Genomic DNA, 23,067 nt, shown 5'->3' with positions numbered 1-23,067 from the left:
TCAAGCATGGTGGCTTTGCAAGTGCTGCAATGCGGCATTTTCGGCCTGTTTGCGCCTGCGGGCGCGCAGTGGGTTGAAGAGGACCCTTACCGCTCTTTCACATAGGGTTCACCGCCAGCGCGGGGCGGGATCGCCTTGCCCACGAACCCGGCGAGGATGACCACGGTCAGGATGTAGGGCAGCGCGTCCATGACCTGTACCGGGACGACAAAAGCGCCAAGGTCGATGTTCTGGAATCGCAGCGCCACCGCCTGCAGAAAGCCAAAGAGCAGGCAGGCCCCCAGCGCGTACCACGGCCGCCATTTGGCGAAGATCAGCGCCGCCAGCGCGATATAGCCCCGCCCTGCCGTCATCTCACGCACAAAGCCCGCTTGCAGGCCGGTGGCAAGGTAGGCCCCCGCCAGACCGCAGAGCACGCCTGCGATGGCGATGGAGGCAAAACGCAAGCCGACAACCGAAACCCCGGCGGTGTCCACCGCCTCGGGGGCCTCACCCACCGCGCGCAGGCGCAGGCCGAACCGGGTGCGGAACAGGATCCACCATGTCAGCGGCACCATCAGGAAGGCGACATAGACAAGGATCGAATGTCCCGAAATCAGGTCAGCGTAGATCGGGCCGATCACCGGCACCGGGCGCAGGCTGTCGGCAAAGGGCAGGGTCAGTTCACTGAACCGCGCGCCCCCCACCAGCGAGGGGGTGCGGCCGCCTTGGGAAAACCACGTCTGGGCGATCAGCACGGTCAGCCCCGAGGCGAGAAAGTTCAGCGCCACGCCCGAGATGATCTGGTTACCGCGAAAGGTGATCGAGGCCAGTCCGTGCACCGCCGACAGCGCCATCGACGAGGCGATGCCCGCCAGCAGACCCAACCAGACCGACCCGGTCATAAAGGCGATGGCGGCGGAAAAGAACCCGGCGATCAGCATCTTGCCCTCAAGCCCGATGTCGACAATGCCGGAGCGTTCCGAAAACAGCCCGGCAAGGCAGGCCAGCAACAACGGTGTGGACAGGCGCACGGTGCTGTCGAGCACCTGAATGACTGTATTGAAATCCATCATGCGTCTCCCTTGCGGAAGGAGAGAAAGATTTTTTCCAGCGGCATTCGGATCATATTGTCCAGCGCGCCTGTGAACAGGATCACCAGCGCCTGAATGACCGTCACCAGTTCACGCGGGATCGAGGTCCAGAAGGCAAGCTCTGCCCCGCCCTGATAGAGAAAGCCGAACAGCAGCGCGGCCAGAAAGACCCCGACCGGGTGTGAGCGGCCCATCAGCGCCACCGCGATGCCGAGGAAACCCGCCCCTTCGGAGGCGTTCAGCACCAGCCGCTCTGCCTCTCCCATGGTGGTGTTCAGCGCCATCATGCCCGCCAGTCCGCCCGAGATCAGCATGGTGATGACGGTGATGCGCACGGGCGAAATACCGGCGTATTTTGCGGCGGTCTCGGAGTTGCCAAAGGCGCGGATTTCATAGCCCAGACGGGTGCGCCAGATCAGCAGCCAGACCAGGATGCAGGCCAGAATGGCGACAAAGAAGGTGACGTTGGCCGGGGAGCCCCGGAACAGCACCGTTTCAGAGGTTGAAAACATCTGCTGGAAGGTTGGCAAAAAGGTCTCTTCGGGGAAGCGGCCGGAGGCTGGCTCCATCGCGCCTTTGGGTTTCAGGACGTTGACCAGCACGTAGTTCAGCACCGCCGAGGCGATGAAGTTGAACATGATGGTGGTGATCACGATATGGCTGCCGCGCTTGGCCTGAAGATAGCCGGGGATCAGCGCCCAGGCCGCCCCGAAGATCGCCGAAGAGGCGGTGGCCCCGATCAGGGCAATGGTCCAGTGCGGCCACGGCACATAGAGGCAGGCCAGAGCCACGCCCAGTCCGCCGATCAGGGCCTGCCCTTCGCCGCCGATGTTGAACATCTTGGCCTGAAAGGCGACCGCGACGGCCAGCCCGGTGAAGGTGAAATTGGTGGCGTAATAGAGCGTATAGCCCCAGCCAGAGGATTTCATCAGCGCGCCGTCGACCATCAACTGAAAGGCCGTGACCGGGTTTTCGCCGATGGCGAGGATCACCAGCGCCGAAATGAAGGCGGCCAGCAGGACCGAGATCAAGGGGACAAGGACCGCGTCGGCCCAGGCTGGCATCTTATCCATATTGGATCCCCGCGTAGGTTCTGGGCATTCTGATCTTCCTTACCAATGGCATGCGTCCCTCAACGGGCGCACGGCCTCTTCAAGGCCGCGTATGTCGAATTCTATCTCCAGCGGGCTTTCGCTGTGGGGCGTCAGTCGCAGGAACAATGTCTCACCCCCCAGCAACTGCTTGATCACCGGGATAGAGACGCCCCCGTTCCACAGGCCAAGCGCCGTGTTGTCCGTCGAGACGTTCATGGACTTCGCAAACGGCTTTTGCGTGTCCACGCGCATGTCGACACGGTCCCGTCCCTGAATGTCCGACAGAAAGAACCCGCCCGCGTTGACGTAAAGGACCGTGGTGTTTTCCTTGCAGCGCAGAAACAGGGCCGCGGACTTTGTCTGCCCGAACCGGTCGTAAAGCGTGTTCTCGGCAGGCAGGGACAGGACAACCGTGGCGGTGTCGTCGAACTTTGATACCGACTTGGAGACTTGCCATTTGCCGGGATCGGGCTGAACCGGCGTGGGCGTGGGCGCGCCAAGTCGCAGGGGATCGGTGTTGACCGGGCCATTTACGGTCAGGCAGGTCCCCTGCTCTTCAGAAATCACCTGACCTTCCAGGCTGACCTGTAGAATGCCGGTCTGGGGGGCGAAGGTCAGGCCGTAGCCTTCGACATTGGCGCTTTCAAAGCGGTGTTGGCCCTGCCCGACATGGAGTGTGACCGGGGCCCGACCGCCGAACCTGAGAGTCGCATCCTGCAAGCGGTCGGACGGGTAGTGGGTGACCACATCGGGGAGAGTTTCGAATGAACAGGCCAGATAAACGCCATCGGACGCGAAGGCGGGGGCCGCAGCCAGAACCGCGGGCAAGAGAAATGCGCGCAGCAGGTCAGCCATTCTTTGCCGCCTCCTCACGTTGTTTTTTCGCTTCGAGTTGTGCGTTCACCACCTCGATCAGCGGTTTGTCCTTGTCGGGCATCTCTGTCACGCCCGCCATCAACAGGCCCAGTTCGGTCTGGTTGGTCTCTGACGGCAGCCGTTCGCCCATGATCTGACCGTCGAACATCACTGCGATGCGGTCCGACAGGGACAGGATTTCGTCCAGTTCGACCGAGACCAGCAGGATGGCCTTACCCTTGTCGCGCAGGGCGACGATCTGCTGGTGGATGAACTCGATCGCGCCGATGTCGACGCCGCGGGTGGGCTGGCCGACCAGCAGGATTTCGGGGTTGCGTTCGATCTCGCGGGCGAGGACCAGCTTTTGCTGGTTGCCGCCGGAGAAATTGCGCGCGGCGAGGTTGGCATTCGGCGGGCGGACGTCGAACCGCATCATCTTTTGCGCCGCCTCTTCCTTGATCGCGGCGTTGTTCATCAGCGGGCCGGATTGATAGGCCGCGTCGTTGTGATAGCCGAAGATCAGGTTTTCCCAAGCGGTGAAGGGCAAGATCAGCGCCTCGTGGTGGCGATCCTCGGGGACATGGGCGATGCCGCGGGCGCGGCGGCTTTGGCCATCGGAATAATCGCCGGTCAGGTCGATGTCCTGACCGTTTACGCGCACCGTGCCGGTGGCGTCGGCGTAGCCACCCAGCACATGCAGCAGATGGGTCTGTCCGTTGCCGGAGACGCCCGCCAGCCCAAGGATTTCCCCCGCGCGCACGGTGAGCGAGATGCCTTTCAGCCGCTCGACACCGGCCTCGTCGACGTGGCGCAGATTCTCGACCTCCAGCACGGGTTTGCCGGGTTTGGCCGGGGTCTTGTCGACGCGCAACAGCACCTTGCGGCCCACCATCAGCTCTGCCAGCTGTTCTGGGCTGGTCTCTGACGTCTTGACCGTCGCGGTCATCTCGCCCCGGCGCATGACGGAAACGGTATCGGTGATCTCCATGATCTCGCGCAGTTTGTGCGTGATCAGGATGATGGTCTTGCCCTCACGTTTCAGCCCTTCGAGGATGCGAAACAGGTGGTCGGCCTCGGCGGGGGTCAGCACGCCGGTCGGCTCATCCAGAATGAGGATTTCCGCCTCGCGGTAGAGCGCCTTGAGGATCTCGACCCGCTGTTGGTGGCCGACGGAGAGATCCTCGATCAACGCATCGGGATCGACCTGTAGTTCATATTCCTCGGCCAGATGTTTGAGCACGCCGCGCGCCTTGGCCAGCGAGGGTTGCAGCAGCGCGCCGTCCTCAACCCCAAGGATGACATTTTCGAGGACAGAGAAATTCTGGACCAGCTTGAAATGCTGGAAGACCATGCCGATGCCGGCGCTGATGGCGGCCTGACTGTCGGGGATCTGGGTCTTTTTGCCGTTGATGAAGATCTCACCTTTGTCGGCTTTGTAAAAGCCGTAGAGGATCGACATCAGGGTGGATTTGCCCGCGCCGTTCTCACCGATGATGCCGTGGATCGTGCCGGGCATCACGCGGATCGCAATGTCCTTGTTGGCCTGCACGGGGCCGAAGGACTTGGAAATGCCCTTGAGTTCGATGGCGGGGGTATCGGTCATGTTTGGACGGCTTTCGAATTTGCAACTGCTTAGGGGTTCACGATCCTTGAACCGCTTTTCGTTTGAACCACGCAGCTACTTTCTTTGACTGTCGGAAGGTTAGTGTAAGGCTTCATGTTTTTTGCTTGCTCCTTGCTGCAATTCGGGAGGCTAATCGATTGATAGCCCATTTGCGCCATACATTGAGCGACTACTTCATTCCGAAGTTTTTCGTTGGAGTCATAGCTATAAGTTTGACCACCGTGCACTTGTCCTCCGTAAGTGTTGCACTGGGTGGTGTAGCCTGTCGAATAACAGTTCGTCTGCCCAGGCGTCACGTATGTCGGCGTCGTTCGAACCTGCGTGTTTACCGGAACACTTTGCGCGGCCCGTACTCGACAGTTCACAAAATCAGAGTTTAGTTTTGAAGTCGAAGCACCTGCTTTGTACCAGAAGCTAGTGGGTGTGCATCCAGTAGCTGCCGCAAGACAAGCTACAATGAGAAGCCTATAGTATATCAATTTTATTCCTCTCAGGCGACGCATACCCACCGTCGCTAAACGGTGGGTATGCTTTTGGCATCGCGATCAGTCGCGGGATCAGAAGTTCAGAACCGGGCAGCTGTCGTCGGCCGAATAGTCGTGGACGGAAATCTCGCCTGCGATGATCTGCTCACGCGCGGCATCCACGGCGGCCTTCATCTCGGCGCTGACCAGTTCGGCGTTGTTGTCGTCCAGCGCGTAGCCCACGCCATTGTTGGACAGACCCAGCGCAATCACGCCGGTTTCCAGATCGGCACCCGCCGACATGGCGTCGAACACGGCGACATCGACACGCTTGAGCATCGAGGTCAGGACCGAACCGGGGTGCAGGTAGTTCTGGTTGCTGTCCACGCCGATCGACAGGATGCCCTCATCGGCGGCGGTTTGCAGCACGCCCAGACCAGTGCCGCCAGCGGCGGCATAGATCACGTCCGCGCCCTGCGAAATCTGTGCCTTGGCCAGTTCCGAGCCTTTGACCGGGTCGTTCCATGCGGCGGGTGTGGTGCCGGTCATGTTCGCGATCACCTTGGCGTCAGGTTTGACGGCCAGCACGCCCTGCGCATAGCCGCAGGCGAACTTGCGGATCAGCGGGATGTCCATGCCGCCGACAAAACCGACGGTGTCCGACTCGGACGCCATCGCGGCCATCATGCCGACAAGGTAGCTGCCCTCATGTTCGGCAAACAGGATCGACAGGACGTTCGGGTGCGCGGCGGGATCGACATAGCCGTCGATGGTCACGAACTTGGTGTCCGGATAGTCGGGGGCCACGGCAGCGATCGGCGAGGACATGGAAAAGCCGGTGGTCACGATCGGGTTGAACCCGGCCTCGGCAAAGCGGCGCAGGGCCTGCTCACGCTGGGCTTCGGCCTGCAATTCGATGTCGCGGTAGTTGCCACCGGTTTCGGCTTTGTACCGTTCGGCACCGTTGAACCCGGCCTCGTTGAAGGATTTGTCGAACTTGCCGCCGAGGTCGTAGATCAGCGCCGCGTCGGCAACTGCCGCGCCGGCGCTGAGTGCCAGAGCGGCGACGGTGCCGAGGGTCTTGGCAAAGAAGGTCATGAAAGGCTCCCTGGTGTGACGGGCAGGTTTTCCGCCCGGTCTGTTTATGATGCGGCAATGAAAGCCGCAGGGGACAGGGGGGGTCAACCGATTTCTACAGGAGTGCCAAGGGGGAGGCCGTTACGTCAGGGCAGTGTGCGGGACATGATCACCGCATCATCACGGGTGCCATCGGGCTGTGGATAGTAGCCAGGGCGCAGGCCGACCTCGGCATAGCCATGCCGGGTGTAGAAGGCGCGGGCGGGGGTATTCGCGGCGGCGACCTCAAGGAAGACACGGATTGCGCCGCGCGCTGCGGCCTGCGTGTGAAAGGCGGTCAAGGCGCGCGTCGCCTCTCCGGTGCGCTGCCTGTCAGGATCGGCGGCAAGCGCGAGGATTTCGGCCTCATCGGCGATGATCTGGCCCAGCACAAAGGCGTGGTCGCTGCTTGTCAGCAGGCTGAACCGGCCAGAGAGCGTCTGTTCGAATTGCGCCGCGCTCCACGGGGTCAGGTGGCGGTAGGCGCGCTGGGTGAGCGCGGACAGGGCCTCAGGCGTCATCCAGAATCACCGGCGGCGCGTCGCGCGACGGGGCGGCATCGGCGGGTTTGAGGTATAGCGGCGCGGGGCGCGGCGGCGCGTCCTGCCAGCGCGTTGCCGCGATGCGGGCCACCGCGGCGGCGGGCGCATGGCGGGCGGGGGCGTGGGTGGCGGACAGGTGCGCGGCGACCGCTTCGGCAGCGGAGCCGGTGCAGGTCAGGCCGAGGCGTGCCCAGTCTGCCGGGATCGCCGATATGGCGATCAGTTGCGCGGCCACGCCGGGGGTCATGCCCTGCGATTGCACATAGGCCTGATCGCGCGGGGCGCTGAGGCAGGTCAGCACCGGGTCGGGGATATCCAGCGCGGCGGCATCTAGCAGGGACACACCCACCGCCGGGATGCCCAGCGACAGCGCCAGCCCACGGGCGGCGGCCACGGACAGGCGGACGCCGGTGAAATTGCCGGGGCCGACGCCCACGCCAATGGCGTCGAGGTCGCCCCAGCCCAGACCGGCCTCGGTCAGCACCTCTGTCAGCAGGGGGATCAGGCGTTCGGCCTGCCCGCGCGCCATGTCCTCATGGGCGGCGGCGCGCACTTCTGCGCCGTCAAACAGTGCCGCCCCGACATGGGCGGCGGAGGTGTCGAAGCCAAGGATCAGGGGCATGGGGTCATCCGGGGGGTGTCCGGGGCATGGTCGTTTGGCAGAGCGGCCCGAGATTGCGAAAGGGCGCCGCAATAGCAGCGCCCTGTGAACTGTTCCGACTTGGGGTCTGGCACCGTTCAGACCGCGACGGGGCGGACCTCTGTCACTTCGGGGATGTAGTGGCGCAGCAGGTTCTCGATCCCCATTTTCAGCGTCAGCGTCGATGAGGGGCAGCCTGCGCAGGCCCCCTGCATGTGCAGGTAGACAACGCCACGGTCGAACCCGTGAAAGGTGATGTCGCCGCCGTCCTGCGCCACGGCGGGGCGCACGCGGCTGTCCAACAGTTCCTTGATCTGGCCGACGACCTCTGCATCCTCGCCGTCATGCGCGGCATGGCCGCCCGCCTGCGCGGCACCGTCCATCATGACCGGCTGGCCGGACTGGAAGTGTTCCATGATCGCGCCGAGGATCGCGGGTTTCAGGTGGTCCCAATCCGAGGCGTCGCTTTTGGTCACGGTGACAAAGTCATTGCCGAAGAAGACGCCGGTGACGCCGTCCACCGCGAACAGGCGCTGCGCCAGCGGCGAGGCGCTGGCGGCCTCGGGGGCGGGGAAGTCCGCAGTACCCATGTCCAGCACGGTCTGACCGGGCAGGAATTTCAGGGTGGCGGGGTTGGGCGTGGATTCGGTTTGAATGAACATCTTGGATCACCCTTTTCTGGTTGTTCCCTATATGCGCCTCGGGGCGGCAGGCGTCAAGGATTGGAACGGTTCTAAACTGTGCGCCCGATGCCCCGGTTTGACCTTGCGCAAGGATAACGACAGGCGTTGTACGCCCGTGGCACACGCTCAGAGCGTGTGGATCATGAGTGTTTGTGCTGCGGTGATTCCGATCCCGACGCCCGCTACGCGACGCCGCCCGACTGCGGTCAGGTGATCGCCTCAAGCCGTTCTTTGGACAGGTCGCCCGGCACGATCGTGACAGGGACCGGCAGCGACCCGGCATTCCGGGTCATGTGGCTGACCAGCGGGCCGGGGCCTTTCTTGTCAACTGCCGCACCCAGCACCAGCAGGCCGATTTCAGAGTCGTCCTGCACCTGAGCGACGATTTCCGTCGCCGGATCGCCCTCGCGGATCACCAGTTCGGGGTCGACACCCTGCTTGTCGCGCATCCACTTGGCGAAAACCTCAAAATGCGCGTGAATCCGTTCGCGGGCCTCTTCGCGCATGATGTCGCCGACACCGATCCAGTGGTTGAACTCATCCGGCGGGATGACGGACAGAATTGCGACACCGCCGCCTGACTTGGCCGCGCGCATGGCGGCAAAGCGCATGGCGTTCAGGCACTCTCGGCTGTCGTCGAGGACGACAAGGAACTTGCGCATGAAGACTCTCCTGAGCGGGGATCGTGGCAGAGCGGGCTGTGGCTGTCCAGCGATCAGCCGCTGTGCGCCCAGTCCCAGTACATTTCGCGCACGCGGCGGGTGACGGGGCCAACCTGATAGGACTTGTCCTCGAACGCGGTCACGGGGGTGACCTTGTTCATGTTGCCGGACATAAAGACCTCATCGGCGGCGTTGAAATCCTCAAAGCTCAGCACCGTCTCTTGCACCTCGACGCCATCGGCGCGCAGGTTGGCGATGTGGCGCCCGCGGGTGATGCCCGACAGGAAAGTGCCGTTGGGGATGGGGGTAAAGACCACGCCGTCGCGCACCATAAAGATGTTGGCCGTGGCGGTTTCGGCGACATTGCCAAGGGCATCGGCGACCAGCGCGTTGGCAAACCCGCGCGACCGCACATCGGCCAGCATCCGGGCGTTGTTGGGATACAGGCACCCGGCCTTGGCATTGACGACCGAGCTTTCCAACACCGGTCGGCGGAACCGGGTGTGGCCCAGCGTGGCGCTGGCGGTCTCCGGGGCCATCGGGATTTCCTCAAGACACAGGGCAAAGCCGGTCTCATCCGGTTGCGGTACGATGGCGGTGATGTCGCCATGAATGCCCCAGTACATCGGGCGGATATAGACGGCGGCATCGGGGGCATAGGCCTTTAGCCCCTCCTGAACGATCTGCACCATCTCATCGGTCTGAACGGTCGGGCGCAGCATCAGCGCCTCGGCCGATCGATTCACCCGGGCGCAATGGGCGTCCAGATCGGGGGTGACACCCTGCACATGGCGCGCGCCGTCAAAAACCGAGGACCCCAGCCACGCGCCGTGATCCCCGGCGCGCATGATCATCGCGTCGCCTTCGTGCCAAGTGCCGTTGAAATAGGTGTGGATGTTGGTTCCGGTCGCCATGCCTTGCCTCTCTGGTGAACTGCGGCAGGCTAGGCCCGGCGGCGGCGAAGGTCCAGAGCCGTTACGCCGCCTCCGCCAGCAGTGCGTTCAGGTCCAGCGGCGCGTTGACCATCTTGAGGGTGCCGTTTGCGTCGCGGTGCCAGTCCTCGGGCGCGCGGTCGCGGTAGATTTCGATGCCGTTGCCGTCGGGGTCCGAGAAATAGATCGCCTCTGACACGCCATGATCGGCGGCCCCCTCGATCTCGATCCCGGCGTCGAGGGCGGTTTTCAGCGCCTGCGCAAGGGCCGGACGGTCCGGGTAGACAAAGGCGGTATGATACAGGCCCGGCGCGCGCGGATCGGGGCGCGGGCCGTTCTTGCTGTGCCAGGTGTTCAGGCCGATGTGGTGGTGATAGCCGCCAGCGGACAGAAAGGCCGCCTGCGCGCCATAAGATTGCATGACCTCCAGCCCGATCACATCGCGGTAAAAGGCGATGGAGCGGTCGAGGTCGGTGACTTTCAGGTGAACGTGGCCGATGCGGGTTTCGGGATGTGCGGGCATGGTAATCTCCTTTACACCAGAAGATGGCGTATTGGCCCTGCCCTGATAAGTCCCAAGTCCCGAAGGCCATTGGTGCAAAGGCGCGCAGATCGGCCCCGGCAGCGTGGTCGGGCGGGCCCCGAACCCGGCGAACGCCGCGGGTCGCGCCTTTTGTCGATGTTGCCAATTCGGCGACCCGCGCATCACGATGTCCGCAACAGATAGGACAGACCGGCCTGTTTTAGAGCAACCCGTGTCGCATCGGAAACCGCTTGGCCGCAAAAACACGCGATCCTGTCGGGATTGGCCAGCGAAACCGACGCGCCCCATGCTTTATACAGGCGCAGAAGACGGGAGAAGCGCATGTCCGAAACGATCCGATTCACGCTAGACGGCCAAGAGGTCGAAGCGGAACAAGGCATGACGATCTGGGAGGTGGCCAACGGCCGCGGTCTCAAGATTCCGCATCTGTGCCACAAGCCACAGCCGGGCTATCGCCCCGACGGCAACTGCCGCGCCTGCATGGTCGAGATCGAGGGCGAGCGCGTGCTGGCGGCCTCCTGTATCCGCGAACCTGCCGAGGGCATGGTGGTCCAGACCGCCACTGCGCGCGCGAAAACCGCCCGCAAAATGGTGATGGAACTATTGCTGGCCGATCAGCCAGAGCGGGACGCGGCGCATGACAAGTCCTCGCAATTGTGGGACATGGCCGAAGAGAACGGCGTTTCAGAGTCGCGGTTTCCGACGCTGGAGGCAGAACGCATTCCGCTGCTGGACGACAGCCATATCGCAATGAAGGTCAATCTGGATGCCTGCATCCAGTGCGGGTTGTGCGTGCGGGCCTGCCGCGAGGTGCAGGTGAATGACGTGATCGGCATGGCCGGGCGCGGGCACGACGCCTACCCGGTGTTTGACCTCGAAGACCCGATGGGCGCGTCGTCCTGCGTGGCCTGTGGTGAATGCGTACAGGCCTGTCCGACCGGCGCGCTGATGCCGTCGAGCGTGGTCAACGAGGCGCAGGTTGGCGACAGCAAGGATTTCGACGAAGAGGTGAAGTCCGTCTGTCCGTTCTGCGGCGTCGGCTGTCAGGTGTCGGTCAAGGTCAAGGACGGCAAGGTCAAATACGTCGAGGGCATCAATGGCCCGGCGAACGAGGGGCGGCTGTGCGTCAAGGGGCGCTTTGGCTTTGACTATATCCACCACCCGCACCGGCTGACCAAACCGCTGATCCGCCGCGATGACGCGCCGGAAAAGGGTCTGAACGTCGATCCGAATAACCCGTGGACGCATTTCCGCGAGGCGACATGGGAAGAGGCGATGGAAAAGGCGGCGCACGGTTTGGCGGACCTGCGCAGCTACTATGGCGGCACCTCTGTCGCGGGCTTTGGCAGCGCCAAATGCACCAACGAGGAGGCCTACCTGTTCCAGAAGTTCATCCGGCAGGGCTTTGGCCATAACAACGTCGATCACTGCACGCGGCTGTGCCATGCCTCATCGGTGGCGGCGCTGATGGAAAACGTCGGCTCTGGTGCGGTCACGGCCAGCTTTAACGAGATCGAGAACGCCGATCTGGCGATTGTGATCGGCGCAAACCCGACCGAAAACCATCCCGTCGCGGCGACCTATTTCAAGCAGTTCGCCAAGCGCGGCGGCGAGCTGATCATCATGGACCCGCGCGGCACCGCGATGAAGCGGCACGCGGCCCATATGTTGCAATTCCGCCCCGGCACCGATGTGGCGCTGCTGAACGCGATCATGAACGTGATTGTCGAGGAAAAGCTGTACGACCGGCAGTATATCGAGGGCTTTACCGAGGGCTTCTTCGAGTTCCGCGATCATATCCGCGCCTTTACGCCCGAACGCATGTCCGAACTCTGCGGGATTGATGCCGAGACGATCAAGACCGTCGCGCGAAAGTATGCCAGCGCGCAGCGGGCGATGATCTTCTGGGGCATGGGGATCAGTCAGCACATTCACGGCACCGACAACTCGCGCTGTCTGATTTCGCTGGCGTTGTTGTGTGGACAAGTGGGGCGGTCGGGCACCGGCCTGCACCCGCTGCGCGGACAGAACAACGTGCAGGGCGCGTCGGACGCGGGCCTGATCCCGCAGGTGATGCCCGACTATCAGTCCGTGACGGACGTCGAGGTCCGTGAGTTGTTCAAGCACATCTGGCGCGGCACCGAGATTCAGGCCGCCCCCGGTTTGACCGTGGTCGAGATCATGGACCGCGTTTATCGCGGTGAGATCAAGGGGATGTACGTGCTGGGGGAGAACCCGGCGATGAGCGATCCGGATGTGGAACATGCCCGCAAGGCGCTGGCCAAGCTGGATCATCTGGTGGTGCAGGACATCTTTTTGACCGAGACGGCGAACTATGCCGACGTGATCCTGCCCGCCTCGGCGCTGCCGGAAAAGACCGGGACGGTGACCAATACCAACCGTCAGGTGCAGATGGCGCGCAAGGCGGTGACCCCCCCCGGCGAGGCGCGGGAGGACTGGCAGATCACCGTCGATCTGGCGCGGCGCATCGGGTTGGACTGGGACTATGACGACCCGCGTGAAGTCTTTGACGAGATGAAGATGTCGATGCGCAGTCTGCACCACATCACCTGGAAACGGCTGGAGACGGAATCCGCCGTCACCTATCCCTGCACGGGGCCGAACGATCCGGGGCAGGCAGTGGTGTTTGGCGATGGCTTTCCCCGTCGTGCGGGGCGGGCCAAGTTCACACCCGCACGGGTGACGCCGCCGGCGGAAATGCCGGACGACAGTTTCCCGATGATCCTGACCACGGGACGGCAGTTGGAACACTGGCACACCGGGTCGATGACACGGCGCGCAACGGTGCTGGACGCGATGGAGCCGGAGGCAAACTGTTCGCTGCATCCGTCGACCCTGCGCAAGCTGGGGGTGGAGCCGGGCGGCCATGTGCGGTTGACCACGCGGCGCGGCACGGTCGAGGTGATGGCGCGGGCGGACCGGGCGGTGGCCCCGGACATGGTGTTCCTGCCCTTCGCCTATGTCGAGGCGGCGGCCAATATCCTGACCAACCCGGCGCTGGACCCTTTCGGCAAGATCCCCGAGTTCAAGTATTCGGCGGTGCGGGTCGAAAAGGCCGGTGGCGCCCCGGTCGCGGCGGAGTGATCCAAAGGGGCGCGCCCAAGGGCGCGCTCTGTTTGTCTCGGCTGTGGCCTGCGGCCTTTGCCTCGGGCCGGGTGCGGCGGCTGTTGTGCCCGGGTCCGGGCTGTTGGCTTGAAGTTTCGGGCCGGGATTGTGAGTATTGTCACCAAGAAGAAGCTGCGGGTCTGTGCCTGCGGCGGTGTCTGTAGGAGGCTCGCATGTCTATTCCCGTTGATCCGGATCGTTTTCTGCAAGACTTGCACGATCTGCGTGGCTTTGGCGCGTCGGGGGTGGGCAAGGGTGTTGTGCGCCCGGCCTATTCGGAGGCGGACATTGCGGCGCGGGACTGGTTGGCGGGGCGGATGGCGGCCGCCGGTTTGTCGGTGCAGGTCGATCCGATGGGGTCGGTGTTCGGGCTGTGCGAGGGGCCGTCTCTGCTGTTGGGGTCGCATTCTGACAGCCAGCCCGAGGGCGGCTGGCTGGACGGGGCTCTGGGTGTGATCGCAGCGTTGGAGGTGGCGCGGGCGGCGCGCGAGGCGGGTAGCCCGCCGGTATCCTGCGTGTCGTTTCAGGATGAAGAGGGCCGGTTTGGCGTGACCACGGGCAGTGCGGCGTGGTCTGGGGCATTGGCGCGCGACAAGCTGGACGGTTTGGTCGACCCGCAGGGGGTGACGCTGCCGCAAGCGCGGGCGGCGATGGGTGATCGGCTGGGCGACTGGGTCGACCCGGCGCGGTTCACCGGGTTTCTGGAGATGCATATCGAGCAGGGGCCGGTGATGGACACCTCGGGAGAGGCCGTTGGCGTGGTCGAGGCCATTGTCGGGATCCGTGACATGGTTGTCACCTTCGAGGGCCAGCAGAACCATGCGGGCACCACGCCGATGGCACTGCGCAAGGATGCGTTTCAGGCCTTGTCCGCGTTTAATGCGCTGTTGAATGACCGGCTGCAAAATGTCGTGACCCCTGCGACGGTCTGGACGATCGGCCATGTCACCCTGCACCCGAACGCGCATTCCATTGTGCCGGGCAAGGTGAAGTTTTCGATGCAGTGGCGGGACGGGGATGTGGCGCGGCTGGATCGGATGGAAGAGGTCATTCGCGAGACCGCGCAAGAGGTGGCCGCCGCGCGCGGACTGGAGGTCAGTTCCGGGCCGATGCTGGGGATTGCGCCGGTGGCGATGGATGCGGGGTTCCGCGCGGCCTTGGCGGAGGCGGCAGAGGCGGAGGTGCCGGGGCGTTGGCGGGTCATGCCCTCGGGCGCGTTGCACGATGCGTCGAACATGGCGCGGATGATGCCTGCCGCGATGCTGTTTGTGCCGTCCATTGGCGGGATCAGCCATGATTTCGCGGAGGATACGAATGAGGCGGATCTGGTGACCGGGCTGAAGGTGCTGGCCGGAGCGGTGGCACGGATTGTGGGGTGAGCGGTGGCACGGATTGTGGGGTGAGCGGCGGCACGGATTGTGGGGTGAGCGGTGGCGCGGATCGCAGGGCGCGCGGTGCCTGTGAGGTGGTGAATTCCACCGTTCCCTCCATGCCGGGGCTGGGTTAGGCTGACCCGGAGGGAGGCACAGCTATGGACCCGATATCACTTGTTTTCTATGCCGCCGTTTGCGGGCTCTTGGGTCTGGCCGGTCCCAGTCTGGGGGCCGCCCCGATCCGGTTGGGGATTGGCGCGGTTGTCGGTGTGGTGGCGGTTTCGGTGCTGCCCTTTGTGCATCAGATCCTGGGTGTTTCTGCCGATTACAGCTTTGCCGGACCCTAGCGGGATCGGTTGACAGCCATCCGGCTCACCCCCAGTTGACATCGCCCAGAAAGATATACCCGGCCCCGTAGATCGTCTTGATCAGGCGCGGGTTCTTGGGGTCTTCGCGCAGTTTGGTGCGCAGGCGCGAGATGCGCACATCCATCGCCCTGTCAAAGCTTTCCCCGGCGGCCCCACCAAGGCTTTCCTGCATGTGGGTGCGGCTGATCAGGCGTTTGGGGCTTTCCAGAAACAGCCGCAGCACTTCGCCTTCGGCATGGCTGAAGGCGGTCTCTGCCCCGGTATCATCCTCCAGCATGTAGCGGTCGAAATGCGCGGTCCAGCCGTTGAAACGCGCGGTGTCCGACGATGTGGCGGCGCGGGCGCGGCCGCGCAGGCGGGCACGGATGCGGGCGACGACCTCTGCCGGATCGAAGGGTTTGATGATATAGTCATCGGCCCCCAGTTCCAGCCCGGTCACGCGGTCCTGCACCTGCGCGCGGCCCGAGATGATGATGACCGTCGCCCCCTGTTCCAGCGCCAGACGGTGGACCAGCGTCAACCCGTCGCGGTCCGGCAGCCCCAGATCCACAAGGCAGACATCGGGCGTGGCGCGGCGCAGCGCGGCCTCGAACTCTGTCGCGCGGCCAAAGGACAGGGTGCGGAACCCGGCCTCTGCCAAAGCCTCTGCCAGCATCTCGCGGATGGCGGGTTCGTCGTCGAGGATGGTGACAAGGGGGCTGGTCATGGGATGGGGTTAGCCGAATTGCGCGGTCGCCGGAAGGGCTGGTTGCCCAAGGAAGGTGGCGAGGTCTGCGGCGGTGAAGGGTTTGGGCAGGACCGGGCCGCGATGGCAGGCCTGCACATGCAGCGGGTGATCGGCGTGCAGCGAGGTCATGAAGCGGATCGGCAGATGCGGCAGGCGGTCGGCGAGGGCCAGACCGGGTGTATCGCCCTCCAGCGAGATGTCGCTGAGGATCAGGGCAATGTCAGGCAACCCGTCGGCAAGGACGCAGGCCTCATCGACCGAGACGGCCTCGACCACGGAAAAGCCGGTGGCGGTCAGCATTTCGCGGATGGTTTCGCGCAGGTCGGCGCTGTCTTCGACCAGCAGGACAAGGCCGGTATCAGGCAGGGGCGCAGGGGCCGCGCGCCGCAGCGGCAGGCGCAGTGAGACACGCGCACCGGTGGGGCCATTGGCAAGGCGCATGGTGCCGCCGGCCAGCTTTGTCATGTCGTAGACCATGGCAAGGCCAAGGCCCGATCCCTCGCCGCCCTTGGTGGTGAAAAACGGCTCTGCCCCGTGTTCCAGCGCGGCGTCGGAAAAGCCCGGACCGCTGTCCTCGACGGAGATGTCCAGCCATGTGTCCAGCACCTCGGCGGTGTTGATGCGGATGGCGCCCGAGGTGCCGCAGGCGTCGCGGGCGTTCAGGATCAGGTTCAGCAGCGCGTCTTGCAACAGCCCGGCGTCGGCCATGACGGGGCCTTGGGTGGCGTCGTCGATGGTGATGGTGATGCCACCCGGCAGCGAGGGCGTGGCGAGGGTGCACAATTCGTCAAGGAAGGCGGGCAGGGACAGTGGCGCGGGCCGCCAGCCGCGCGCACTGGTCATGTTGGCGATTCGGTCGAGCAGCCGCCCGCCACGCTGCGCCGCCGAGAGAGTGGCCGAAATCAGCGGCTCAACCTCGGGGCCAAGGCTCATCCGGTGCAGTTTCGACTGCATGCCAAGGATGATGGTCAGGAGGTTGGAAAAGTCATGCGCAAGGCCCGAGGTCAGCTGGGCGGCAATTTCGCGGCGGCGGGTCTGTTGCAGCGCGGCGCGGGCCTGCGTTTCCTGTGTGACGTCCTGCGTCATGATGTAGACACCCGGTTCCAGCGGGTCGGGGGTAAAGACGCTGCGGATCCGGCGCGAGGACATCTCGTCGGTGAATTCAAAGGCCGACTGGCGTCCGTCGCGGGCGGCCTGAAGATGCGGGCGCACGCTGGCAAAGGCCTGCGGGCCCAGCGCGTCGGCAATGTGTCGGCCAAGGATCGTCGAGGGGCGACCTGGCATCACATCGCTCAACCGGTTGTTGGAGAAGGTATAGCGCCCCTCGGCGTCGACGCGGGCGATATGGGCGGGCATCATTTCGGTGGTGGTGCGGGTGCGGGCCTCTGCCTCGGCCAGCACGCGGCGGGCCTCTTCCAGCGCCTTGTTGGCGGCGGCGAGGCGGCGGTTGGTGCGGGCCAGTTCCTCGGAGCGTTTCAGCACCTCTTCGCTCAGCAATTCCGAGCGGGTGCGCAAAAGCTGTTCCTGCGTCTTGGTTTCGGTGATGTCGGTATAGACCGTGACCCAGCCGCCTTGCGGCAGCGGCGCGCCCTCGACGCTGATCATGCGGCCATTGGCGCGGGGGCGTTCCATATAATGCGGTTCGAACGCGCGGGCGATCTCGACCCGGGTGCGGACAAACGCCTCCAGATCCCCGACGGGGCCGTATTCACCGCGCTCCGCAAGGTGGCGGATGGTGTCCTCGAAACTGGCACCGGGGGTGGTGAGTCGGTCCGGAAGGTCGAACATCTCGGCAAACGGCGCGTTGCAGACGGCAAGGCGCAGGTCGCTGTCATAAATGGTCAGGCCCTGACCGATCAGGTTCAGCCCGGCCTGAATGAGGGCGTTCGGTGTCATGGGATCTCCTCTGTCGGGCAATCTAGCGGAGGTTGCGGGGCCGGGGAAAGGGGGGCGGACCACGGGGCGGGCGGCACAGACATTTTGCATCTGTTACAATTCGTAAGGATTCGGAAAACCTCAGGAAAAAGTTGACCGCGAGGCTGAGCCTTGCCCAAATGGGGGTCAGAATCGCGGCGAACAGCGGTCGGCCCGGACGTGACGGGCACAAGGGATGTCGGGGGACCGGCATGGGGAGGAAAAGACTTGGCACATATGGCTGAGGGCGTAGAGGGTCTACGCTCTGTTCCGGCACTGTTGCATCGCAATGCCACCCAGTTCGGCGCGGCACCCGCGTACCGTGAAAAGGAATACGGGATCTGGCAAAGCTGGAGCTGGGCAGAGACCGAAAAGGAAATCGAGGCGCTGGCGCTGGGTCTTTTGAACCTTGGCGTGAACGAAGGCGATTTCATCGCCGTCATCGGGCGCAACCGTCCCACGCTGTATTGGTCGATGGTCGCCGCGCAATGCGTGGGCGCGATCCCGGTGCCGCTGTATCAGGACGCTGTCGCCGAAGAGATGGAATACGTGCTGGACCATTGCGGCGCGCGCTTTGCCATCGTTGCGGATCAGGAACAGGCCGACAAGGTGATCGAGGTGCAGAACGATCTGCACCAGTTCGAGCATCTGATCTATGTCGATCCGCGCGGGCTGCGAAAGTATGACCACGGCCACATGCACCAGTTCAGCCATGTGCAGGAACAGGGGCGCGCCGCCTACGACGAGTTCATCCCAGAGCTGACTCGTCGGCGTGACAGTCTGGGGTACGACGATACCTGTGTGATGCTGTATACCAGCGGCACCACCGGCAAACCCAAGGGCGTGGTGCTGTCGAACCGCAATATCATCGAAACCGCCAAGAATACGTCCGACTTCGATCATCTGCGCGAAGACGACGAGATTCTGGCCTATTTGCCAATGGCATGGGTCGGTGACTTCATTTTCTCGATCGGTCAGGCCTATTGGACCGGGTTTTGTGTGAACTGCCCGGAATCGGCCGAGACGATGATGACCGACCTGCGGGAAATCGCGCCGAGCTATTATTTCGCGCCACCACGGGTGTTTGAGACGCAGCTGACCAGTATCACGATCCGAATGGAAGACGCGGGGAAGCTGAAGCAGAAGATCTTCCACTACTTCATGGATCATGCGCGCGACGTGGGGCCCAAAATCCTTGACGGGGAAAGCGTTGGTCTGGTCGACCGGATCAAATACAGGCTTGGCGAATTCATGGTCTATGGCCCGCTCAAAAATGCGCTTGGGTTCTCCAAGGTGCGGGTGGGCTATACCGCGGGCGAAGCGATCGGGCCGGAAATCTTCGATTTCTACCGCTCGCTGGGGATCAACCTGAAGCAGCTTTATGGTCAGACCGAGGCCAGCGTGTTCATCACACAGCAGCCCGACGGGCAGGTGCGCTCGGATACCGTTGGTGTCCCGTCCCCGGGGGTTGAAATCAAGATCGCCGAGAATGGCGAGGTCTTCTACCGCTCACCCGGAACCTTTGTGGAGTATTACAAGAACGCGGAAAGCACGGCGGACACCAAGGACTCTGAAGGCTGGGTTGCAACGGGGGACGCGGGCTTTTTCGAAGAAGGCACCGGCCATCTGCGGATCATCGACCGGGCCAAGGACGTTGGGCAGATGGCAAACGGGGCGCTGTTTGCGCCGAAATACGTCGAGAACAAGCTGAAGTTCTATCCCAACATCCTTGAGGCCGTGGTTTTTGGCGCGGGGCGCGACCGCTGCACCGCCTTTATCAACATCGACCTGACGGCGGTGGGCAACTGGGCGGAACGCAACAACATCGCCTACGCCAGCTATCAGGAACTGGCACAGCATCCGCGCGTGCTGGAGATGGTGCAGTCCCATGTGGAAGAGGTGAACGCCAGTGTTGCGCAGGACGACATGCTGTCGGGCTGTCAGGTGCACAGGTTCCTGATCCTGCACAAGGAACTGGACGCCGACGATGGCGAGATGACGCGCACCCGCAAGGTACGCCGCAAGATCATCGGCGAGAAATTCGCCGACCTTGTGGGCGCTTTGTACGACGGGTCGGACGAGATCTATACCGAGACCGAAGTGACCTACGAGGATGGCCGCAAGGGCAAGATCAAGGCGACGCTGCAAATCCGAGACGCCAAGGTGGTGCCGGTTGCGCCCGCAAAGGTGGCGGCGGAATGAGGGTCGGACGCTCCCGCGCCTGCGGCGCGTATCGCCCCGCCCACCATCCCTTGGGCGTTGCGCTGATGACAGGCGCTGGCCTGATGTCCACCGGAGCTGCCGCCATGGCGGATGAGGCGGCGGACGCGCGGGCGGCCGAGCAGTGGTTTCGCGCGGCGACCAACGTCTGTTTGAACAGCATGGAGCGGGGAGAGACGGTTCAGGACGTCCTGCCGGGGTACCGCGTGGTCAAGGCTGACGGGGCACTGGTGGCCACGCTGCCCGGTTCCTCCGTGGGGTTTTATGTCCTGCATCGTGGCGACATGCACGAGGCCGCGGATGAGGCCGGGCGATACAGGATGTATTGCAATGTGCACAGCATGGACCGGCCGCTGGGTGAGATGGACTACGTTCTGGAGCACTGGGCCGAAGGGGCCGTTGCCTCGGGGCGATATGCGGCGACCGAAACGGATAAGGATGCCTTTGCGCTGATCTCGACGTTCAAGACCGCGCGGGGGTGCCGGCTTGCGGTGACCTACGGCGTGGACGGGGACGCGGGAGAGACCGCCTTCACGGTCACGGAAGTGGCCGGGGACGGGTGCGGACGCGCGGCGATCAATTGGTAGGGACGGGCATGAAAGACACCGAAGGATACGTCACCGCGGACGGACGCCAGATTGGCGGCGTGCTGATGGAGATGAAGAATATTACCCTTAAATTCGGGGGGGTTACGGCGATTTCGGACATCTCTTTTGATGTGCGTGAGGGGGAAATCAGGGCGATCATCGGGCCGAATGGCGCCGGCAAGTCGTCGATGCTGAATATCATCTCGGGGTTCTATACACCGACCATCGGCGAGGTTTGGTACAAGGGGTCCAAGCGGCCTCCGATGAAGCCCTATGAGGTGGCGCGGATGGGCGTGGCGCGGACATTCCAGAACATTGCCTTGTTCGAGGGGATGACGGTGCTGGACAACGTCATGACGGGCCGCCTGACGCATATGAACGCCTCTATCCCGGCGCAGGCTTTGTGGTGGGGCAAGGCGCGCAACGAAGAGATGGAGAACCGTGAGATTGTCGAGAAAGTCATTGATTTTCTTGAGATTCAGGCAATCCGCAAGACCCCCGTCGGGCGCTTGCCCTACGGGTTGAAAAAGCGGGTGGAACTGGCGCGGGCCTTGGCGGCGGAGCCGTCGATCCTGCTGCTGGATGAACCGATGGCGGGCATGAACGTCGAGGAAAAAGAGGACATGAGCCGCTTTATCCTAGACGTGAATGACGAGTTTGGCACCACGATCTGCCTGATCGAACACGACATGGGGGTGGTCATGGACCTGTCCGACCGGGTGGTGGTGATGGATTACGGCAAAAAGATCGGCGACGGCACACCCGAAGAGGTGCGCGGAAATCAGGACGTGATCGACGCCTATCTGGGGGTGCCGCACTGATGGAAAATAACGATGCACAATCCATGCACACGGCATGCACAACCGATGCGCACCTTGTGTGCGGCATGAACTGAGGGGCAGCGACCAATGGATCTACTGAACCAAATCTTTATCGCGCCGTTTGTGGACATGGTCGCCGCGCCGGATTTCCTGTTGCAGGTGCTCTGGGAGGGGCTGGTGTCGGGCGTGCTGTATGCGCTGATCGCGCTGGGCTTTGTGCTGATCTATCGCTCCAGCCGCATCTTCAACTTTGCGCAGGGCATCATGGTGGTGTTTGCCGCGCTGACGCTGGTGGGGCTGCATTCCTTCGGTATCCCGGCGTGGATTTCGGTGGCTCTGACGCTGGGAGTGATGTTTGTACTGGCGGTCAGCATCGAGAGGATCGTGCTGCGTCCGCTGGTGGGGCAGCCGGATATCATCCTGTTCATGGCCACCATCGGCATCACGCTGTTCCTGATCGGTCTGGGTGAGATCATCTTTGGCGGTGAGAACAAGCAGATGATTTCCGCCGAACTGGGCATTCCGACCGGCGACACGGTGCTGGAGCCTTGGGGCGGGCTGCTGATCCTGCAACATCTCGACATGACGGTGGTTGCGGTTGCGGTGGTGTTGGTCGGCGCGCTGCTGGCGTTCCTGAACTACACGCAGATGGGCCGCGCGATCCGCGCGCTGGGCGACGACCACCAGGCGGCGCTGTCGGTGGGCATCAGCTTGCAGACGATCTGGGTGCTAGTCTGGTTCATCGCGGGCATCATCGCGCTGGTTACGGGCATCGCATGGGGCGCGCGGGCGGGGGTCAGCTTTGCCCTTGAGGTGATCGCCTACAAGGCGCTGCCGGTGCTGATGCTGGGCGGGCTGGAAAGCATCACGGGGGCGATCATCGGCGGGCTGATGATCGGCATTCTGGAAAAGCTGTTCGAGATCTATTGGGGCCAGCCGATCCTTGGCGGCAATACCGAGACATGGTTTGCCTTTGTGCTGGCGCTGATCGTGCTGCTGTTCCGTCCGCAGGGTCTGTTCGGGGAACGTATCATCGAAAGGGTGTAGGGCGGCGCGGGGCGCGCCGCCACACCAGACAGCGGCGGGGGGAACCCCGCCCTACGACAGCCCAGACCGGCTGTGTCACGAGGAACGAAACGAGATGTCGAAACTGATTGCCATTCTGAACGTCGTCGCATGGTCCGGCTTTTGGGCCTTTGGGTATCTGGCGCTGACCGCCAACCCCGATGCAGAGGGCCGTATGATCATCGCACTGCTGCTGGCGGCGGCGGGTGGGGCGCTGGGCATGTGGGCGTATTTCTGGCTGGTGCGGCATTCCGAAAAGACCGGATATGCCAAGCCGACAAAGAGCCGCCCACGGTTTGAGACCGACGACGGACTGGAGACCTGAGATGGTCAGATCACGTGGAAATGACTCGTCTTCGCGGCGGGCGGAACGCAGCGACGACGAAGTTGCCGATCTGGCGCGCGGGGCCAACGGGCTGGGAGAGCCTGCCGACCCGCAAGAGATCGCGCAGGGGCTGTTGAAGGCGCAGATGGAGGCGATGAACACGATGATGAGCGCCTCTGTCGACATGACGGCGGCCACTCTGAAGGCGATGACCCAGATGTGGGGCATGGGCGCGGCAAAGCGGCCCGATGAGGACGAGGACCGCTGAGGCGGCACTGGTGAATTCCTGACCCTGAGGACCGATCCGGCCCC

22 protein-coding genes are annotated in these 23,067 nt (G+C 63.5%); 9 read left to right on the top strand and 13 right to left on the bottom strand.

The genetic code is table 11. The annotated features are described in order from the left end of the window. Positions 1-86 precede the first annotated feature (86 nt). The 11 genes from VOI21_RS00330 to VOI21_RS00280 form a co-directional block, all read right to left on the bottom strand. A complete protein-coding gene (locus VOI21_RS00330; protein WP_323766550.1) occupies positions 87-1,052 on the bottom strand; it encodes an ABC transporter permease in 966 nt (321 codons plus the stop codon). Then, positions 1,052-2,146, bottom strand: coding sequence for an ABC transporter permease (locus tag VOI21_RS00325; protein ID WP_323766548.1), 1,095 nt, complete (start codon positions 2,144-2,146; stop codon positions 1,052-1,054). The genes VOI21_RS00330 and VOI21_RS00325 overlap by 1 nt, the downstream gene beginning before the upstream one ends. Before the next feature lie 39 nt (positions 2,147-2,185). Then, entirely contained in the window at positions 2,186-3,022 is an 837-nt protein-coding gene (locus VOI21_RS00320; RefSeq protein ID WP_323766546.1) for a type VI secretion system-associated protein TagO, read from the bottom strand. Then, complete coding sequence (locus VOI21_RS00315; protein WP_323766544.1) at positions 3,015-4,625, bottom strand: ABC transporter ATP-binding protein; 1,611 nt, start codon at positions 4,623-4,625, stop codon at positions 3,015-3,017. The genes VOI21_RS00320 and VOI21_RS00315 overlap by 8 nt, the downstream gene beginning before the upstream one ends. Before the next feature lie 578 nt (positions 4,626-5,203). Further along, positions 5,204-6,208 carry a BMP family ABC transporter substrate-binding protein gene (locus VOI21_RS00310; protein WP_323766542.1) on the bottom strand — a complete coding sequence of 335 codons (1,005 nt, stop codon included), beginning with the start codon at positions 6,206-6,208 and terminating at the stop codon, positions 5,204-5,206. A gap of 125 nt (positions 6,209-6,333) precedes the next feature. Further along, positions 6,334-6,747: a GNAT family N-acetyltransferase gene (locus VOI21_RS00305; RefSeq protein WP_323766540.1), complete on the bottom strand. Its 414-nt coding sequence runs from the start codon at positions 6,745-6,747 to the stop codon at positions 6,334-6,336. Then, positions 6,737-7,390 (bottom strand): tRNA (adenosine(37)-N6)-threonylcarbamoyltransferase complex dimerization subunit type 1 TsaB, encoded by a 654-nt coding sequence (gene tsaB, locus VOI21_RS00300; protein ID WP_323766538.1) that lies wholly within the window; start codon positions 7,388-7,390, stop codon positions 6,737-6,739. Before tsaB ends, VOI21_RS00305 begins: the two co-directional genes overlap by 11 nt. Positions 7,391-7,506: 116 nt before the next feature. Beyond that, entirely contained in the window at positions 7,507-8,070 is a 564-nt protein-coding gene (locus VOI21_RS00295; protein WP_323766536.1) for a NifU family protein, read from the bottom strand. 227 nt (positions 8,071-8,297) lie between these two features. Beyond that, entirely contained in the window at positions 8,298-8,753 is a 456-nt protein-coding gene (locus tag VOI21_RS00290; RefSeq protein WP_323766534.1) for a universal stress protein, read from the bottom strand. A 53-nt stretch (positions 8,754-8,806) separates the two neighbouring features. After that, positions 8,807-9,667: a branched-chain amino acid aminotransferase gene (locus VOI21_RS00285; protein WP_323766532.1), complete on the bottom strand. Its 861-nt coding sequence runs from the start codon at positions 9,665-9,667 to the stop codon at positions 8,807-8,809. A gap of 61 nt (positions 9,668-9,728) precedes the next feature. Further along, complete coding sequence (locus tag VOI21_RS00280; protein WP_416358941.1) at positions 9,729-10,208, bottom strand: VOC family protein; 480 nt, start codon at positions 10,206-10,208, stop codon at positions 9,729-9,731. A 342-nt stretch (positions 10,209-10,550) separates the two neighbouring features. On the opposite strand from VOI21_RS00280, the gene fdhF reads away from it, so the two are divergent. From fdhF to VOI21_RS00265, 3 genes are all read left to right on the top strand, one after another. Continuing rightward, positions 10,551-13,334: a formate dehydrogenase subunit alpha gene (fdhF, locus tag VOI21_RS00275; RefSeq protein WP_323766530.1), complete on the top strand. Its 2,784-nt coding sequence runs from the start codon at positions 10,551-10,553 to the stop codon at positions 13,332-13,334. Between the two features lie 194 nt (positions 13,335-13,528). After that, the gene (locus tag VOI21_RS00270; RefSeq protein WP_416358940.1) at positions 13,529-14,734 is read left to right on the top strand and encodes a Zn-dependent hydrolase; all 1,206 of its coding nucleotides are present in this window, start codon (positions 13,529-13,531) and stop codon (positions 14,732-14,734) included. 152 nt (positions 14,735-14,886) lie between these two features. Then, a complete protein-coding gene (locus tag VOI21_RS00265; protein WP_323766528.1) occupies positions 14,887-15,075 on the top strand; it encodes a hypothetical protein in 189 nt (62 codons plus the stop codon). Positions 15,076-15,100: 25 nt separating this feature from the next. On the opposite strand, the gene VOI21_RS00260 is transcribed toward VOI21_RS00265, so the two are convergent. Then, the gene (locus VOI21_RS00260) at positions 15,101-15,802 is read right to left on the bottom strand and encodes a response regulator transcription factor (RefSeq protein ID WP_323766526.1); all 702 of its coding nucleotides are present in this window, start codon (positions 15,800-15,802) and stop codon (positions 15,101-15,103) included. A gap of 9 nt (positions 15,803-15,811) precedes the next feature. Continuing rightward, positions 15,812-17,719, bottom strand: a complete 1,908-nt coding sequence (locus VOI21_RS00255) for a PAS-domain containing protein (RefSeq protein WP_323766524.1) — start codon at positions 17,717-17,719, stop codon at positions 15,812-15,814. A gap of 255 nt (positions 17,720-17,974) precedes the next feature. Between VOI21_RS00255 and VOI21_RS00250 the strand changes: the two genes are divergently transcribed. From VOI21_RS00250 to VOI21_RS00225, 6 genes are all read left to right on the top strand, one after another. Further along, positions 17,975-19,939, top strand: a complete 1,965-nt coding sequence (locus tag VOI21_RS00250) for an AMP-binding protein (protein ID WP_323768378.1) — start codon at positions 17,975-17,977, stop codon at positions 19,937-19,939. Then, complete coding sequence (locus tag VOI21_RS00245; RefSeq protein WP_323766522.1) at positions 19,936-20,544, top strand: hypothetical protein; 609 nt, start codon at positions 19,936-19,938, stop codon at positions 20,542-20,544. The genes VOI21_RS00250 and VOI21_RS00245 overlap by 4 nt, the downstream gene beginning before the upstream one ends. A gap of 8 nt (positions 20,545-20,552) precedes the next feature. Continuing rightward, a complete protein-coding gene (locus VOI21_RS00240) occupies positions 20,553-21,365 on the top strand; it encodes an ABC transporter ATP-binding protein (protein WP_323766520.1) in 813 nt (270 codons plus the stop codon). A gap of 87 nt (positions 21,366-21,452) precedes the next feature. Continuing rightward, positions 21,453-22,412, top strand: coding sequence for a branched-chain amino acid ABC transporter permease (locus VOI21_RS00235; RefSeq protein ID WP_323766518.1), 960 nt, complete (start codon positions 21,453-21,455; stop codon positions 22,410-22,412). A gap of 94 nt (positions 22,413-22,506) precedes the next feature. Continuing rightward, positions 22,507-22,755 (top strand): hypothetical protein, encoded by a 249-nt coding sequence (locus tag VOI21_RS00230; protein WP_323766516.1) that lies wholly within the window; start codon positions 22,507-22,509, stop codon positions 22,753-22,755. A 1-nt stretch (position 22,756) separates the two neighbouring features. Beyond that, entirely contained in the window at positions 22,757-23,023 is a 267-nt protein-coding gene (locus tag VOI21_RS00225; RefSeq protein ID WP_323766513.1) for a hypothetical protein, read from the top strand. The last annotated feature ends 44 nt before the right edge of the window (positions 23,024-23,067 follow it).

The sequence above is a fragment of the Antarctobacter sp. genome, assembly GCF_034670325.1.
Lineage (GTDB): Bacteria > Pseudomonadota > Alphaproteobacteria > Rhodobacterales > Rhodobacteraceae > Antarctobacter.
Note: the sequence above shows the minus strand (reverse complement) of the source record. Positions and strands in the feature narration are given on the sequence as shown.